Below are 16,212 nucleotides of genomic sequence, written 5' to 3'. Positions count from 1 at the left end.
ACCATGAGTTCGCCGCCAGCGCCGGAAGGGTTGACCAGCCAGGACTTTCCGGTGCACTGGCCGGTGTTGACCCGCTGGGCCGACAACGACATGTTCGGTCACCTCAACAACGCGGTCTACTACCAACTGTTCGACACCGCGATCAACGGCTGGATCGCCGCCAACGTGCCAGACCTGGACCCGGTCGCGATGCCGGAACTCGGGGTGGTGGCGGAGTCGGGCTGCCGCTTTCTGGGGGAACTCGGCTTCCCGGACCGGCTGGCGGTCGGCCTGGCGGTCACCCGGCTGGGGCGCAGCAGCGTCACCTATCGGCTCGCGGTGTTCCGGGCCCCCAGCGCCGGTGACACCGCCGCTCCGTTGGCCGCGCTCGGACATTGGGTGCACGTCTACGTCGACCGCAGCACCCGGCGGCCGGTGCCGATCCCCGAGGGCATCCGGGCCTTGCTGGCCACCGCGCAGGTGTAGCGCGAAACCGACGTTTGGCAGCCAAACTGCGAGTGGACGCCTGCAAAACGCCGGTCTCGGCGGTGGTTATGCTCGGCGGGTGCCGCTTGTGAGCAAGACCGTCGAAGTCGCCGCCGACGCCGCCACCATCATGGGGATCGTCGCGGACTTCGAGGCGTACCCGCAGTGGAACGACGAGGTCAAGGGCATCTGGGTGCTGGCCCGCTACGCCGACGGCCGGCCCAGCCAGCTGCGGCTGGACGCGTCGTACTCCGGCTTCGACGGCACCTTCATCCAGGCCGTCTACTACCCGAGCGGCACCCAGATCCAGACCGTGCTCCAGCAGGGCGACCTGTTCACCAAGCAGGAGCAGTTGTTCTCGGTGGTCGAAATGGGCGCCACCTCACTGCTCACCGTCGACATGGACATCGAGACCGAGATGGCGGTGCCCAAGCCGATGGTCAAGAAGGCCGTCAACAACGCCCTGGAGTATCTGGCCGACAATCTCAAACGGCGCGCCGAAGAGCTGGCGGCGGGTTAGCCTCAGCGTCGATCGCAAACGCGGCGGAGCCGGGTGCAGCGGGTCGGCGCCGTCCGCACAGTGTCGTCACGAAGCGGGAGATCCGAATTGACCCATCTGACAGTCGATCCCGCCGAGCAGCCCTACCGCGCGCGACGCCAGAACTGGGTCAACCAACTGGACCGGCACGCCCTGATGCAACCGGACGCCCCGGCGCTGCGGTTCCTCGGCCAGACCACCACCTGGGCGCAGCTGCGGGAAAGGGTCGGCGCGCTGGCCGATGCGCTCAGCCGCCGCGGAGTCGGCTTCGGCGACCGGGTGATGATCCTGATGCTCAACCGCACCGAGTTCGTCGAGGCGGTGCTGGCCGCGAACATGCTGGGCGCGATCGCCGTCCCGGTGAACTTCCGGCTCACCCCGCCGGAGCTGGCGTTCCTGGTCACCGACTGCGAGGCGCGGGTGCTGATCACCGAGACGGCGCTGGTGCCGGTGGCCGCCGGGGTGCGCGAGCTGACCGGCCTGCTGGAAACGGTAGTGGTGGCCGGTGATGCGGCCAGCGATGACACCGACGGTCTGATCGGCTACGAGGACCTGATCACCGAGACCGGTGAGCCGCACGCGCCGGTGGACATCCCCAATGACTCGCCCGCGCTGATCATGTACACCTCGGGAACCACCGGCCGGCCCAAGGGCGCGGTGCTCACCCACACCAACCTCACCGGCCAGGCCATGACCGCGCTCTACACCGCCGGCACCGGCCCCGGCGACGTCGCGTTCATCGGGGTGCCGTTCTTTCACATCGCCGGCGTCGGCAACCTGCTGCCGGGGATGTGGCTGGGCATCCCGACGGTGATCAACGCGCTCGGCGCGTTCGACGCCGGTCAACTGCTCGATGTGCTGGCCGCCGAGAAGGTCACCGGCATCTTCCTGGTGCCGGCGCAGTGGCAGGCGGTCTGCGCCCAACAACGGGCCAAGCCGCGCGACATCCGGTTACGGACCATGTCCTGGGGCGCGGCGCCGGCCTCCGATGCGCTGCTGCGGCAGATGGCGGAGACCTTTCCGGGCACCAAGATCCTGGCGGCTTTCGGGCAGACCGAGATGTCGCCGGTCACCTGCATGCTGCTCGGCGAGGACGCCATCCGCAAGCTCGGATCGGTCGGCACCGTCATTCCGACCGTCGCCGCGCGGGTGGTCGACGAGAACATGAACGATGTCGCCGTCGGTGAGGTCGGTGAGATCGTCTACCGGGCGCCCACCTTGATGAGCGGCTATTGGAACAACCCGGAGGCCACCGCCGAGGCCTTCGCCGGCGGCTGGTTCCACTCCGGGGACTTGGTCCGGATGGACGCCGAGGGCTACGTCTGGGTGGTCGACCGCAAGAAGGACATGATCATCTCCGGCGGGGAGAACGTGTACTGCGCCGAGGTGGAAAACGTCCTGGCCGGTCATCCCGACATCGCCGAGGTCGCCGTGATCGGCCGCCCGCACGAGCGGTGGGGCGAGGTCCCGATCGCCGTCGCCGCGGTCACCCGGCCGGATCTGGTCCTGGCCGATCTCGACGACTATCTGACCGAGCGACTGGCGCGTTATAAGCACCCGAAAGGGTTGGAGATCGTCGACGCTCTGCCGCGAAACCCGGCCGGCAAGGTGCTCAAGACCGAGCTGCGGAGCCGCTATGGCAGCGCCCCCGGATCGGAGTCGGTCACCGCCGCAAGCGATACCGCCTAGACCACGACCGGTGAGGTGGCGGCACGTTACTGTCCGGTAGGAAACCTGCGCACGTTGCACCGAATCGATGCCACTCTCACGCGGCCATCAGGTATGGTCCGATGGTCGCCAACGGCACGTTGGGCCGCTAAGGTGACGCGGGTCTCGTAGGAACACATGGACGGACGGAGAGACACTGTGCGACGCGATCCCCTGCTGCGTCGTAACGCGGGGTCTCCGGTGAGGGGGGTGTTGTGACGGCTCCTGCACGTCCCCGCCTGGCTGATTTCGCCCGTGACCGGCTGGTGCCGCCGCTGGTCATGGTCGGCGGGTTTTTCCGGATGTGTGCACTGACCGCGCGGGCACTGTTCGTGCCGCCGTTCCAGTGGCGCGAGACCCTGCAACAGGGCTGGTTCATCACCAGCGTCGCCATCATTCCGACCATCGCGGTCGCCATCCCGCTGACCGTGCTGTTGGTCTTCACCCTGAATATTCTGTTGGCGCAGTTCGGTGCTGCCGACGTCTCCGGCGCCGGCGCAGGCATCGCCGCGGTTACGCAGCTGGGGCCATTGGTCACCGTGCTGGTGGTCGCCGGCGCCGGCTCCACCGCGATCTGCGCGGACCTGGGCGCGCGCACCATCCGCGAGGAGATCGACGCGATGGAGGTGCTCGGGATCGACCCGATCCATCGGCTGGTGGTGCCCCGGGTCATCGCCGCCACCGTGGTCGCCTTGCTGCTCAACGCGCTGGTGATCGTGATCGGCCTCGCCGGCGGCTTTTTGTTCGGTGTCTACCTGCAGAACGTGTCCGGCGGCGCCTACCTGTCCACGCTGACGCTGCTGACCGGCCTGCCCGAAGTCGTCATCTCAACCGTCAAGGCGAGCGTCTTCGGTCTTATCGCAGGCTTGGTCGGTTGTTATCGGGGTCTTACCGTTCGGGGCGGGTCCAAGGGACTCGGCACCGCCGTCAACGAGACGGTGGTGCTCTGCGTGCTCGCGCTGTTCGCCGTGAACGTGGTGCTGACCACCATCGGCGTGAAGTTCGGAACGGGGACCTGACATGTCGACATCGGCAGTGCTGCGGGGCCGGTTTCCCGGCCTGATCGCGAACTATCAGCGCTACGTCGGGGCCGCAGGGCGCTCCCTGGAGAAGAGCGGTCAGCTGGGCTGGTTCTCGCTGACCGCCATGCGGCAGATCCCTTGGGCGCTGCGCCGGTATCGCACCGAGACCCTGCGCCTGGTCGCCGAGTTGGGGATGGGCACCGGCGCGATGGCCGTGATCGGCGGCACCGTGGCCATCATGGGCTTCGTGATGCTGGCCGGCGGCTCACTGATCGCGATCCAGGGCTTCACCTCGTTGGGCAACATCGGGGTGGAGACCTACACCGGTTTCGCGGCGGCGCTGGTCAACGTCCGCGTCGTCGGCCCGGTCAACGCCGGCATCGCCTTGGCGGCCACGGTGGGAGCCGGAGCCACCGCCGAACTCGGCGCGATGCGGATCAGCGAGGAGATCGACGCCCTTGAGGTGATGGGCATCAACTCCATCTCCTACCTGGTGTCGACCCGGGTCGTGGCCGGCTTCACCGTGATCATCCCGCTGTACGCGCTCGCGCTGATCATGGCGTTCGCCTCACCGCAGATCGTCACCACCTTGTTCTTCGGTCAGTCCTCGGGCACCTACGAGCACTACTTCCGTACCTTCCTGCGTCCCGACGACGTGTTCTGGTCGTTTCTGGAAACCATTTTGATCGCGGTGGTGGTCATGGTCACCCACTGCTACTACGGCTTCAATGCCAGCGGTGGCCCGGTCGGTGTCGGCAGCGCCGTCGGCCAGTCCATGCGACTGTCGCTGGTGACGGTGCCCACGGTTGTCCTGCTCGCAGCGTTGGCGCTCTACGGCGTCGACCCCAACTTCAACCTGACGATGTGACGGCCATGGCAACCGGGAAGCAGAACAAGGTGCATAACCCGCCATACCGAGTGGCGGGAGTGGTGACCTTCGCGGTCCTGGCGCTGATCGCCGGGCTGGTGTACGGCCAGTTCCGCGGGGCCTTCACCAAGACCACGTCGCTGACCATGGTGGCGCCGCGTGCCGGTCTGGTGATGGACCCGGGCGGGCCGGTCACGTACAACGGCGTCCAGATCGGGCGGGTGGCCAACATCGCGCCGACGGAGTACGACGACAAGCCGGCGGCCAAGTTCACCCTCGACGTGGACCCGAAGTACCTCAAGCTGATCCCGTCGAATGTCAAAGCCGACATCTTGGCGACCACGCTGTTCGGCAACAAGTACGTGTCGCTGACCGCGCCGGAGCACCCCTCACCGGAGCGCATCACCGCCAAGCACATCATCGCGACCTCGGTGACCACCGAGCTCAACACGCTGTTCGAGACGGTCAACAACCTCTCCGAGCACGTCGACCCGATCAAACTGAACCTGACGTTGCACGCCGCCGCGGAGGCGTTGACCGGGCTCGGCGACAAGCTCGGCGAATCCCTGGTCAACGGCAACAAGATTCTCGACGACGCCAACGCGTACATGCCGTCGTTCCGCCGCGACCTCAAGGGTTTCGCGACCCTGGGTGAGGTCTACGCCGACGGCGCGCCGGACCTGGTCGGCTTCCTGGACACCTCGGTCGTCACCGTCAAGACGATCACCAACCAGCAGAAGGAACTGGACGCCGCACTGCTGGGCGCTGCCGGCGTGGGCAACCTGGGGGCGGACGTCACTCAGCGGTTCGGGCCGTACTTCCGGGCCCAGTTCTCCGATCTGGTTCCGGTGTCGGCGCTGCTGGACGAGTACAGCCCGGAGTTGTTCTGCGCCATCCGCAACCTCGCGCAGGGCGCCCCCAAGGTCTACCAATTCCTTGGCGGCGGTGACGGTTACGCGCTCGACACGGTCAGTGAACTGGTCGGTCCGGCCAACCCGTACATCTACCCCGATAACCTGCCGCGTTACAACGCCCGCGGTGGACCCGGCGGCGCGCCGGGCTGCTGGCAGGAGATCACCCACGACTTCTGGCCGGCGCCTTACCTGGTGGCCGACACCGGAGTCAGCCAAGCGCCCTACAACCACTTTGATACCGGATCGCCCTTCGCCGTTGATTACGTCTGGGGTCGCCAAGTCGGGGATAACACGATCAACCCATGAACATCACCAGAACCGCTATCAAACTCGGCGCCGTCGGCTCGGTGCTGCTGCTCTTCACGGTCGGCTTGGTCGTGGTGTTCGGCCAGGTCCGATTCGACCGGACGGCCGGCTATTCGGCCGAATTCACCAATGCCAGCGGCCTGCGCCAGGGACAGTTCGTGCGCGCCTCCGGCGTGGAGATCGGCAAGGTCAAAAAGGTGCGCCTGGTCGACGGCGGGCGTCGGGTGGTGGTGGATTTCAACGTCGACCGTTCCGTGCCGCTGTTCCAGTCGACCACCGCGCAGATCCGGTACTCCGACCTCATCGGTAACCGCTACCTGGAGCTCAAGCGGGGCGAGGGCGAAGGGGCCGACCAGCGGTTGCCGGTCGGCGGATTCATCCCGTCGTCCCGCACCGAGCCGGCACTGGACCTGGACGCCTTGATCGGTGGCTTCAAGCCGGTGTTCCGTGCGCTGGATCCCGACAAGATCAACACCATCGCGTCGACTATCGTCACCGTCTTCCAGGGCCAGGGCGGCACCATCAACGACATCCTGGAGCAGACCGCCCAGCTGACCTCACACATCGCCGAGCGGGATGCCGCGATCGGTGAGGTGGTCAAGAACCTGAACGTGGTGCTCGACACCGCGGTGCGCCACCGCCAGACGTTCGACGAAACCGTCGACAACTTCGACAAACTCGTCAAGGGCTTGAACGCGAACAACACCGGCCTGGCCAACGGCACCGCCGAATTCGGCAATGCCGCCGGCAATCTGGCCGATCTGCTGGCCGACAACCGGCAGCAGTTGCACAGCCTGTTCCCGGTGGCCGGGCCAGAGCCGCCGGACCGGCTCAACGACATCGATGAACTGCTGCAGAAGATTCCGCGGGCGCTGAAGCTGATCGGGCGCACCGGTGTCTACGGCGACTTCTTCAACTTCTACATCTGCGACGCGACGATCAAGCTTCCCGGATTGCAGCCAGGCGGGCCGGTGCGCAATGTCCGGTTGTGGCAGCAACCGACGGGGAGGTGCACGCCGCAGTGAGGACCCTGGAACCGCCCAACCGGGCACGGATCGGCATCATCGGCGTCGTCACGACGGCGCTGGTGACCCTGGTGGGGCAGAGCTTCACCACCGCGCCGATGCTCTTCGCCGAGCCGAGTTATTACGGGCAGCTCGCCGACACCGGCGGGCTCAACGCCGGTGACAAGGTGCGCATCTCGGGTGTGGACGTCGGCAAGGTCCAGGACCTGTCGATCGAGAACGACCACGTGCTGGTGAAGTTCTCGGTCGGCGCCCACCCGATCGGCAGTGACAGCCGGATCGGGGTCAAGACCGACACCATCCTGGGCAAAAAGATTCTGGCGATCGAGCCCAAAGGCGAGCGCCGGATCGCGCCGGGGGGCGTCCTGCCGTTGGGTCAGAGCACGACGCCGTATCAGCTCTACGATGCGGTCTTCGACGTCACCAAAGCCGCGTCCGGGTGGGACATCGACACGGTCAAGAAGTCGCTGAAGGTGCTCTCGGAGACCGTCGATGAGACCTACCCCGACCTGAGCGCCGCGCTCGACGGTGTCGCGAAGTTCTCCGACACCGTCGGCAAGCGTGACGAGGAGATCACCCACCTGCTCGCCCAGGCCAATCAGGTCGCGGCCGTGATCGGCGACCGCAGCGACCAGGTCGACGCGCTGCTGCGCAACACCCAGACCCTGCTGGCCGCGTTCAACCAACGCAGCCAGGCGATCTCGGCGTTGCTGGGAAACATCGCCTACTTCGGCGAACAGGTTCAGGGCCTGGTCCGCGACAACCCGGGCCTGGATCTGCGGCATGTGTTCGAAGAGGCCGCCAACATCACCGACATGCTGGTGCGCCGGCAAGACGATCTCCGCGAGATGTTCACCATCTTGGGCAGGTACCTGACCATCGTCAACGACGCGGTGGCATCGGGGCCGTACTTCAAGGTCTCCACCTTGAACCTCATCCCGTTCTGGATCCTGCAGCCGTGGGTCGATGCCGCGTTCAAGAAGCGCGGCATCTCGCCGGAGGAGTTCTGGCGCAACGCCGGACTGCCGGAGTTCCGCTACCCCGACCCCAACGGAACCCGGTTCGCCAACGGTGCCCCGCCGCCCGCCCCGCAAGTCCTCGAAGGCACACCCGAGCACCCCGGGCCGGCGGTCGCGCCGGGCTCACCGTGCTCGTATGCACCGGCGGCCGGGATGTTCCCGACACCGGGCAACCCGCTGCCCTGCGCGAACCTGGATCCGAACTCCGGGCCGTTCGGCCCGAGCGGCCCGTACCCGGGTCCGGTCGACGTGTTGTTCTCACCGCCGAACCCCGACGGCGTGCCGTCGTCCCCGGGGATCCCGATCGCCGGCCGGCCGGGCGAGACGCCGCCGGTGGTGCCGGGCACCCCGGTGCCGATGCCGGACGCCAACCCCGGCGCGCGCTCCGAACCGATGGGTCCGATGCCCGGGCCGGCTCCGGCCAACCCGGGCGCGGCGCCTCCTCCGGCGCCCAGGGCACCTGGCCCGCCGGCTCCGCCCGGACCGGGCAACCAGTTGCCGGCGCCGTTCATCACCCCCGGTGAAGGCGGAAACAGCCAGCCCGGCGGTGGCGGCGGCTCACTGGAGGGAAGGTAGCCGGACGTGAGTACCGTCTTTGATGTTCGCAACCTGCGACTGCCCGAACGGTCGCGGGCGACCGTGATCGTCGGATCACTGCTGCTGGTGCTGGCGCTGCTGGCCGGCTTCGGCGGCGTGCAGCTGTTCCGCAAGCTCAACAGCACCACCGTGGTCGCCTACTTCCCCCAGACCGACGCGCTCTACCCCGGCGACGCGGTGCAGATCATGGGGGTCCGGGTGGGCGCGATCGACAAGATCGAGCCGGCCGGCGACAAGATGAAGGTCACCTTGCACTTCAACAACAAGTACAAGGTTCCCGCCGACGCCAAGGCGATCATCTTGAACCCGACCCTGGTCGCCTCGCGGACCATCCAGTTGGAGCCGCCGTACCGGGGCGGGCCGGTGCTGGCCGACAAGGCCGTCATCCCCGAGGAACGCACCGAGGTCCCGGTGGAGTGGGACACGCTGCGCAACGACGTCACCAACATCATCAACAAGCTGGGGCCGACGCCCGAACAGCCCAAGGGGCCGATCGGGGACGCCATCGAGTCGTTCGCCGACGGGTTGAGCGGCAAGGGCCAGCAGATCAACACCGCGTTCAACAACTTGTCGGAGGCGCTGACCGCGCTGAACAAGGGGCGCGGCGACTTCTTCGCCGTGGTGCGCAGCCTGTCACTGTTCGTCAAGGCGCTCGACCACAACGACCAACAGTTCGTCGCGCTCAACCGGGACCTGGCCAAGTTCACCAACAACCTGACCGGCACCGACCAGGAACTCGCGCGCGCCGCCGACCAGTTCTACGCGACCATGACGATCGTGAAGGCGTTCCTCAACCAGAACGCCGACCTGCTGGTCCGCAACATCGACAACGTCGAGAAGATCACGACCGCGATCACCCAACCGGACCCGCTGGACGGCTTCGAAACCTCGCTGCACATCCTGCCGAACGTGTTGGCGGCGACCGGCGAGATCTACCACCCGGCGCAGGGCATGGTCCTCGGGTCCCCGGTGCTGGTGAACTTCGCCAACCCGATGGAGTTCATCTGCAGCGCGATCCAGGCCGGAAGCCGGCTGGGCTACCAGGACTCCGCCGAACTGTGTGCCGAGTACCTGGCTCCGGTGGCCGATGCGATCAAGTTCAACTATCTGCCGTTCGGGATCAACATCTGGACCAGCGCCTTCACCACGCCCAAGCAGATCGCCTACTCCGAGCCGCGGCTGCAGCCGCCCCCGGGGTACAAGGACACCACCGTTCCGGGTATCTGGGTGCCCGACACCCCGTTCTCGCACCGCAACACCCAACCCGGGTGGATCACCGCACCGGGCATGCAGGGCGTGGAGCCCGGCCACGACACCGCCCGGCTGCTGACCCCGGAGTCGCTGGCGCAGTTGATGGGCGGCCCGGACCCGGCGCCGGTCCAGTCGCAGTACCAGACGCCGCCCGGCCCGCCGAACTCCTACGACGAGGCTCCCGGTCCGCTGCCGTTCATCGGCCAGCCTCCCGGGGTGGCTCCGATCCCGCCGCCCCCGCCGGGACCCAACGTGATACCCGGCCCGGTGGCGCCGCTTCCCCCGCGGGGTGAGGGCTGATGAGACGGAGGACTGCGATGAAGACGGTCAGCCGGCGCAGCTGGCAGGGGCTGGTGCTGCTGATGGCCGCCCTGACCTTGACGTCGTGCAGCAGCTGGCGCGGTATCGCCAACGTGTCGTTGCCGGGCGGCCCCGGCAGTGGTCCGGGCGCCTACACCGTCTATGTCCAGGTGCCGGACACGCTGGCGCTCAACGGCAACAGCCGGGTCCTGGTCGCCGACGTCTTCGTCGGCGCGGTGGAGCGGATCGAGTTGAAGAACTGGATCGCGACGCTGAAGCTGAAGCTGAACAAGGACGTCCATCTGCCGCGCAACGCCACGGCGAAGATCGGCCAGACCAGCTTGCTGGGTTCGCAACACATCGAGCTGACGTCGCCGCCGAACCCGGAGGGCGAACTGCGCAACGGCGACACCATCGCCTTGAACAACTCGTCGTCGTACCCGACGATCGAACGCACGCTGGCCGGTATCGCACTGCTGCTGCAGCGCGGCGGGCTATCCGACCTGGACACCATCACCACGGAGTTCGCTGCGCTGTCGCACGGGCGGGCCGATCAGATCCGGGCCTTCCTGACCAAACTGGACACGTTCATCGGCAACCTCAACGACCAGCGTGAGGACATCACCCGGGCGATCGACTCGTCCAACCGGCTGCTGAGCTACTTCGGTGCGCACAACGACAGCATCGAGAAGGCCTTGAACGACTTCCCGCCGCTGTTCAAGTACTTCAACGCCCAGCAGCAGATCTTCATCAACGCGGTCGACGCGTTGGGCGCGATGGGCACCCAGGTCAACGAGCAGATCATTCCCGCGCGGTCCGATCTGCACAAGGTGCTGACCTCGTTCCAGTGCCCGGCGCGGGAACTCCGCAAGGCGTCGCCCTACATCCCCGACCTGATGCAGGTGATGATCACCGCGCCGTATCACGTCGACGGTGCGTTCAAGGCGGTCCGCGGCGACTTCATCAACACCTCGCTGGTGGTCGACCTGACCTACGCGTCCATCGACAACGCGATCCTGACCGGAACCGGCTTCTCCGGGATGCTGCGCGCCCTGGAGCAGTCCTTCGGCCACGACCCCGAGAAGATGATTCCGGACGTGCGGTACACGCCGAACCCCGCTACCGCACCCGGCGGTCCGTATGTGGAAAGGGCTGACCGGAATTGCTGAAACCTGCGATCAAACGTCAACTGGTCATCTTCACCGTCCTGACGACGGCGGCGTTGCTGGTGTTGGGCATCTACTACCTGCGGTTGCCGACCATGGCGGGCCTCGGCCAGTACACCTTGAAGGCGAATCTGCCCGAGGCCGGCGGTTTGTACAAGACCGCGAACGTGACCTACCGCGGCACCATCATCGGCCGGGTCACCGCCGTCGAGCCCACCGAGACGGGCGCGCAGGCGACGATGCAGATCTCCAGTAAGTACAAGATCCCCGTCGACGCCACCGCCAATGTGCATTCGGTTTCGGCGATCGGTGAGCAGTACCTGGACCTGGTGTCCACCGATAACCCGGGGCAGTACCTGAAAGCGGGCCAGACCATCACCAAGGGCACGGTGCCGGCCGCCATCGGCCCGGCACTGGACACCGCCAACCGTGGTCTGGCCGCGTTGCCGGCCGGCAAGATCTCGGCGCTGCTGGACGAGACGGCGACCGCCGTCGGCGGGTTGGGCCCGGCCCTGCAGCGGCTGGTCGATTCCACCCAGTTGATCGTCAGTGACTTCAAGTCGAATCTCGCCGACGTCAACGACGTCGTGAACAAGTCGGCACCGATCATCGAGAGTCAGGTCGACTCCGGCGATGCCATCCACCAGTGGGCGCGCAACCTCAACATTCTCGGTGCGCAGGCGGCTAGCAGAGATGAGACGGCCAAGCACATCCTCTCGGACCTGCCGCCGCTGATCGACCAGGTGCACACGGTGTTCAACGACACCAAGGACTCGCTGCCGCAGCTGATGGCCAACGCGGCCATCCTGACCGAGATGGCCCGGCGCTACAACCGCAACACCGAGCAGGTCTTGGTGTTCCTGCCCCAGGCCGGATCGATCATCCAGACGGTCAGCTCGACCTTCCCGGGGCGGGCGTCACTGGGCGTGGCGCTGGGCGCGTTCCCCGGCCCGGTCTTCCCGGTGCCGGTTCCGGGTCTGAGCCTGAACTATCCGCCGCCGTGCCTGACCGGTTACCTGCCAGCCTCGGAATGGCGGGCGTTCGCCGACACCAGCCCCGCCGAGCTGCCGGACGTCGCCTGCCGGATTCCGCAGGACACCCCGGCCAACAACGTCCGCGGCGTGCGCAACATCCCATGTGTGGACGTGCCGGGCAAGCGGGCCCCGACGCCCAAGGAATGCCGCAGCGACAAGCCGTACATCCCGATGGGCACCAACCCCTGGTACGGCGACCCGAACCAGATCCGGAACTGCCCGGCGCTGGGCGCGCGCTGTGACCAGCCGGTCGAGCCGGGCCACGTGATCCCGGCGCCGTCGGTCAACACCGGCCTCAACCCGCTGCCGGCGGATATGGTGCCACCGACACCACCGCCGCTCAACGACCCGCTGACCCGGCCGGGCACCGGTAGCGTGCAGTGCAACGGGCAACAGCCCAACCCCTGCATCTACACCCCGGCCGGCGGACCAGCGGCAATCTACAATCCGCAGAGTGGCCAGGCGGTCGGGCCGGACGGCGTCGAATACTCCGTCGAGAACTCGATGAACATAGGAGACGACGCATGGAAGGGGATGCTGGCACCGTTCCGGTGAGCACGGACGGGGAGCAGCAGACCGCAGACACCGCCGATACCGCAGCGTCGACGGACGAGGACACCGCAGTCCAAGCGGCTACGACCGACGCGGTCCCGGCCGACGGGGCAGACGCCGGCCCGCCGTCCCGCCTCGGCCGGCGCGCGCTGATCGGGATCTGTGCGTTGCTGGTGCTGTTGGCCGCCGGCCTGTCGGCGGTCGGCTACCAGGCCCTGCGTGACCACGCTGCCAGTCAGGCGATGGCCCGCGACAACGCCGAAGCCATCGAGGCGGCGAAAACCTGCGTGCTGGCGACCCAGGCCCCGGATCCGGGCGATGTGGCGTTGGCCCAGCAGAAGATGATCAACTGCACGGCCGGGGAATTCCGCACCCAGGCCGCGCTGTACGCCCAGATCCTTCCGCCTGCCTATCAGGCGGCCAAAGTCCACGTCGAGCTCACCGAGATGGGTGCCGCGGTGGAACGCAACAATCCGGACGGCTCGATCGACATCCTGGTCGCATTCCGGATCAAGGTCGACAACGTCGAGGCCAAGGGCCGCGAGGCCGGCTACCGGTTGCGCGCCCAGATGGTCCGGGAGGACGGCCAGTTCCGGATCGGCAAGCTCGATCAGGTGGCCCGGTGACCGAAGCCGTTGACGCCGTGCCGGTCAGCCCTCCGGCGCGGTGGCGTCACCGCCTGATCGCCTTCGGGATCGACCTGCTCCCGGGCGCGGTCGTGGTGGCGGCGATGGTTCTTGTGGCGATGTGCTTCCCGCGGGGCGGGGCGTGGTGGTGGCTGGCCATGACGGTCATCGGGGTGGTGATCCTGGCGACCGCGGTCAACCGGGTGCTGCTGCCGGTGATCACCGGGTGGAGCCTGGGCCGCGCCTTCGCCGGACTCGAGGTGACGCGCACCGGCGAGAACACCGGCGCTGTGGGCGCTGGACGGCTGTTGCTGCGCGAAGGGGCGCACCTGCTCGACGCCGTGTTCGCCGGCTGGCTCTGGCCGCTACGGGACCGCCGGGGGCGGACCTTCGCCGACCTGGTGGCGCGCACCGAGGTTCGGCCGGCACGGCGCCGGCCACCGGCGCGCATCCGGGGGAAGGTGATGGCGGTCTTCGTGGCCGCGGCCGTCCTAAGTACGGCCGGGGCGGGCGCGGCCTACGCGGTGGTCTACCGGGGTGAGCACAACTCGGATCTGGCCCGGGTCCAGATCGCCCGGCAGGGCCCGAAGATCGTGGCGGACATGTTGTCCTACGACCCGGCGACGTTGCAGGACGACTTCGACCGTGCGCAGTCACTGGCCACCGAGAAGTACCGCGAGCAGCTGGTGCCCCAGCTGGACGCGATCCGCAACGCGACGCCGGTTCCCAATTTCTACCGGGTGACCGATGCCGCGGTGCTCGACGCCACGGCGCACCGCGCGACGATGCTCATGTTCCTGCAGGGCCAGCGCGGCACACCCGGCAAGGAGCGTTTGATCAGCGCCACCGTGCGGGTGGTGTTCGCCGAAGCGGCCGGAAACTGGCGTGTCGACGACCTGTCGGTGGTCAGCAAGCCGCTGCCCGCCGAGGGGGACAAATGAGCCCGCGGCGGCGCGTCCAGGCCGACGCCAAGCCGCTCTTCGCGGAGCGGAAGGTGCCTGACCGGCGGCTGCCGACGGTGATCGGCAGTGCGCTGCTGGCCGCCGCCGCAGCGATCGCCGTCTGCGCCGCCACGCTGGTCACCCATGAGCAACACCGGCGCGCCGCCCTACGCGATGTCGAGGCGCTGGCGGCGGTCGAATCGTTCATGACGATGTTCACCTCACCGGATCCGTTCCATGCCAACGACTACCTCAACAGCGTCCTCGACCACGCCACCGGGGAGTTCGCCCAGCAATACCAGGACAAGGCCAATCAGATCCTGGTCGCGGTGGCGCGCAGTGAGCCGACCGCCGGGACGGTGATCGCGGCAGGGGTGGAGCGGTGGAACGACGACGGCAGCGTCAGCATGCTGGTGGCCGTCGAGAACAGCGGTAAGTCGCCGGACGGTAAACAGGATGTCAAGGTCGCGACTCGCTGGTTGGCGACGGCGCAGAAGGAAGGGGACCAGTGGAAGATCAGCAATCTGAACCAGGTGCTGTGACCGATCCCGCCGCCGAATCCGCCGACGACGCCGAGTCGGCGGCCGAGGCCACCGGCGTGGAGGCCGACGGCGAAGCCGACACCCAGGCGGATCCCGACGCCGACGCCGAGACCGAGGCCGCGGGTGAACCCGAGACGACGGCGGAGGCCCGCCCCGGGCGCCGGAAGGCCGGCATCCGAATCGCGGTCGCAGCGGCGGCGGCGCTGTTCGTCGGCTCCGCGGCCTTCGCGGCGGCCGCAGCCCAGCCCTATCTGATCGACCGGGCGGAGGTGGCCACCAAACTGGACATCGCCCGGACCGCAGCCCGAGCGATCCACACGCTGTGGAACTACACGCCGGAGAACATGGACACGCTGCCGGACCGGGCGTCGATCTACCTCAGTGGCGACCTGGAAGCCCAGTATCGCAAGTTCATCGACGCGATCGCCGAGAGCACGGCCGCGGCCAGGGCGATCACCGGCGCCACGAAGGCATGCGTCAGCGTCGCTCCGACGACGGCGCCGGCGATCATCGTCAACACCTCGGCCACCAGCGAACTGACCAAGACCATCCCGCAGATCAAGTACCTGACCTACCGGCTGCACATGAAACGCGACCACAACCGCTGGGTGGTCACGAGGATGCCGACGATCACCTCGCTGGATCTGACGCCACGGTTCCAGAGCTGACCCATGGCTGTCGTGTCGCCGCTGTCGCAACGGCGCACGATGGTGGCATTGCTGCTGTTGACCTTTGCCACCGGCGTGGTCGACGGGGTCAGCGTATTGGTGCTCGGGCGCGTGTTCGTGGCCAATATGACCGGCAACGCGATCTTTCTGGGCTTCTTGTTCGTCGCCCACACCGGCATCGACCTGACTGCCGCAGCGGTCGCGGTCGGCGGCTTCCTGCTCGGTGCGATCATCGGCGGTCGCCTGGTGCGGTGCCTGGGCGAGCGTTCTCGAACCTGGGTCACCACCGCCCTGGGCACCGAGGTGGTCTTGCTGCTGGTGCTGGCCGCGCTGGCCGGCGCCGGTGTGCTGAACTACGAGGACGCCAGCAAGCTGGTTCTGATCGTCGGCCTCGCGGTGGCCTTCGGCGTGCAGAACTCGACCGCGCGCCAGTTCGGCATCCAGGAGCTCTACACCACCGTGCTCACTTCGACCATCGTCGGTATCGGGTTGGACAGCAGGCTGGCCGGCGGCACCGGCCAGCGCGAAAAGCTGCGCTACGGAGTGGTGTTGACGATGATCGCCGGCGCCGTCGTCGGAGCGACGCTGACGCATGCCTTCGTGGCGCCGGTGATCGCCCTGGCCGCGGCCGTGGTCTTGGCGAGCCTGCTGCTGTTCCGCTACGGCTAAGG

Annotated in this window: 16 protein-coding genes; all 16 read left to right on the top strand. The window is 67.6% G+C overall.

Annotated features, from left to right (window positions below; genetic code table 11):
- The first annotated feature begins 3 nt into the window (after window positions 1-3).
- The 16 genes from A5694_RS06890 (at window position 4) to A5694_RS06815 (ending at window position 16,210) form a co-directional block, all read left to right on the top strand.
- Window positions 4-465: an acyl-CoA thioesterase gene (locus A5694_RS06890; RefSeq protein WP_064921088.1), complete on the top strand. Its 462-nt coding sequence runs from the start codon at window positions 4-6 to the stop codon at window positions 463-465.
- 79 nt (window positions 466-544) lie between these two features.
- On the top strand, window positions 545-985 hold the full coding sequence (locus A5694_RS06885; RefSeq protein WP_064921087.1) for an SRPBCC family protein: 441 nt from the start codon (window positions 545-547) through the stop codon (window positions 983-985).
- Between the two features lie 87 nt (window positions 986-1,072).
- On the top strand, window positions 1,073-2,692 hold the full coding sequence (gene fadD5 / locus A5694_RS06880) for a fatty-acid--CoA ligase FadD5 (RefSeq protein WP_064921086.1): 1,620 nt from the start codon (window positions 1,073-1,075) through the stop codon (window positions 2,690-2,692).
- 299 nt (window positions 2,693-2,991) lie between these two features.
- Window positions 2,992-3,729 carry an MlaE family ABC transporter permease gene (locus A5694_RS06875; protein WP_109401185.1) on the top strand — a complete coding sequence of 246 codons (738 nt, stop codon included), beginning with the start codon at window positions 2,992-2,994 and terminating at the stop codon, window positions 3,727-3,729.
- A gap of 1 nt (window position 3,730) precedes the next feature.
- Window positions 3,731-4,600, top strand: a complete 870-nt coding sequence (locus A5694_RS06870) for an ABC transporter permease (RefSeq protein ID WP_064921084.1) — start codon at window positions 3,731-3,733, stop codon at window positions 4,598-4,600.
- A 5-nt stretch (window positions 4,601-4,605) separates the two neighbouring features.
- Entirely contained in the window at window positions 4,606-5,820 is a 1,215-nt protein-coding gene (locus tag A5694_RS06865) for an MCE family protein (RefSeq protein WP_064921083.1), read from the top strand.
- On the top strand, window positions 5,817-6,845 hold the full coding sequence (locus A5694_RS06860) for an MCE family protein (RefSeq protein WP_064921082.1): 1,029 nt from the start codon (window positions 5,817-5,819) through the stop codon (window positions 6,843-6,845). Before A5694_RS06865 ends, A5694_RS06860 begins: the two co-directional genes overlap by 4 nt.
- Window positions 6,842-8,440, top strand: a complete 1,599-nt coding sequence (locus tag A5694_RS06855) for a virulence factor Mce family protein (protein ID WP_064921110.1) — start codon at window positions 6,842-6,844, stop codon at window positions 8,438-8,440. The genes A5694_RS06860 and A5694_RS06855 overlap by 4 nt, the downstream gene beginning before the upstream one ends.
- A 6-nt stretch (window positions 8,441-8,446) precedes the next feature.
- On the top strand, window positions 8,447-10,012 hold the full coding sequence (locus A5694_RS06850) for an MCE family protein (RefSeq protein ID WP_064921081.1): 1,566 nt from the start codon (window positions 8,447-8,449) through the stop codon (window positions 10,010-10,012).
- Between the two features lie 17 nt (window positions 10,013-10,029).
- Entirely contained in the window at window positions 10,030-11,181 is a 1,152-nt protein-coding gene (locus tag A5694_RS06845) for an MCE family protein (RefSeq protein WP_064921080.1), read from the top strand.
- A complete protein-coding gene (locus A5694_RS06840; protein ID WP_064921079.1) occupies window positions 11,175-12,767 on the top strand; it encodes an MCE family protein in 1,593 nt (530 codons plus the stop codon). Before A5694_RS06845 ends, A5694_RS06840 begins: the two co-directional genes overlap by 7 nt.
- A complete protein-coding gene (locus A5694_RS06835) occupies window positions 12,737-13,390 on the top strand; it encodes a hypothetical protein (RefSeq protein WP_064921078.1) in 654 nt (217 codons plus the stop codon). Before A5694_RS06840 ends, A5694_RS06835 begins: the two co-directional genes overlap by 31 nt.
- On the top strand, window positions 13,387-14,331 hold the full coding sequence (locus A5694_RS06830) for an RDD family protein (RefSeq protein ID WP_064921077.1): 945 nt from the start codon (window positions 13,387-13,389) through the stop codon (window positions 14,329-14,331). Before A5694_RS06835 ends, A5694_RS06830 begins: the two co-directional genes overlap by 4 nt.
- Window positions 14,328-14,873 (top strand): hypothetical protein, encoded by a 546-nt coding sequence (locus A5694_RS06825; protein WP_064921076.1) that lies wholly within the window; start codon window positions 14,328-14,330, stop codon window positions 14,871-14,873. Before A5694_RS06830 ends, A5694_RS06825 begins: the two co-directional genes overlap by 4 nt.
- A complete protein-coding gene (locus A5694_RS06820; RefSeq protein ID WP_064921075.1) occupies window positions 14,840-15,541 on the top strand; it encodes a hypothetical protein in 702 nt (233 codons plus the stop codon). Before A5694_RS06825 ends, A5694_RS06820 begins: the two co-directional genes overlap by 34 nt.
- A gap of 3 nt (window positions 15,542-15,544) precedes the next feature.
- Entirely contained in the window at window positions 15,545-16,210 is a 666-nt protein-coding gene (locus tag A5694_RS06815; protein ID WP_064921074.1) for a YoaK family protein, read from the top strand.
- Window positions 16,211-16,212: the final 2 nt, after the last annotated feature.

It is taken from the genome of Mycolicibacter sinensis (genome assembly GCF_001667945.1).
In the GTDB taxonomy this organism is placed as follows: Bacteria; Actinomycetota; Actinomycetes; order Mycobacteriales; family Mycobacteriaceae; genus Mycobacterium; species Mycobacterium sinense_B.
The sequence above is the reverse complement of the archived record's forward strand: the minus strand, read 5'-3'. Positions and strand labels throughout refer to the sequence as shown.

Excerpts from the sequence above, each read along its gene's own strand:
- A5694_RS06890 (WP_064921088.1), top strand. The coding sequence starts at position 4 with ATGAGTTCGCCGCCAGCGCCGGAAGGGTTGACCAGCCAGGACTTTCCG.
- A5694_RS06875 (WP_109401185.1), top strand. The coding sequence starts at position 2,992 with ATGGTCGGCGGGTTTTTCCGGATGTGTGCACTGACCGCGCGGGCACTG.
- A5694_RS06870 (WP_064921084.1), top strand. The coding sequence starts at position 3,731 with ATGTCGACATCGGCAGTGCTGCGGGGCCGGTTTCCCGGCCTGATCGCG.
- A5694_RS06865 (WP_064921083.1), top strand. The coding sequence starts at position 4,606 with ATGGCAACCGGGAAGCAGAACAAGGTGCATAACCCGCCATACCGAGTG.
- A5694_RS06860 (WP_064921082.1), top strand. The coding sequence starts at position 5,817 with ATGAACATCACCAGAACCGCTATCAAACTCGGCGCCGTCGGCTCGGTG.
- A5694_RS06845 (WP_064921080.1), top strand. The coding sequence starts at position 10,030 with ATGAAGACGGTCAGCCGGCGCAGCTGGCAGGGGCTGGTGCTGCTGATG.
- A5694_RS06835 (WP_064921078.1), top strand. The coding sequence starts at position 12,737 with ATGGAAGGGGATGCTGGCACCGTTCCGGTGAGCACGGACGGGGAGCAG.
- A5694_RS06825 (WP_064921076.1), top strand. The coding sequence starts at position 14,328 with ATGAGCCCGCGGCGGCGCGTCCAGGCCGACGCCAAGCCGCTCTTCGCG.
- A5694_RS06815 (WP_064921074.1), top strand. The coding sequence starts at position 15,545 with ATGGCTGTCGTGTCGCCGCTGTCGCAACGGCGCACGATGGTGGCATTG.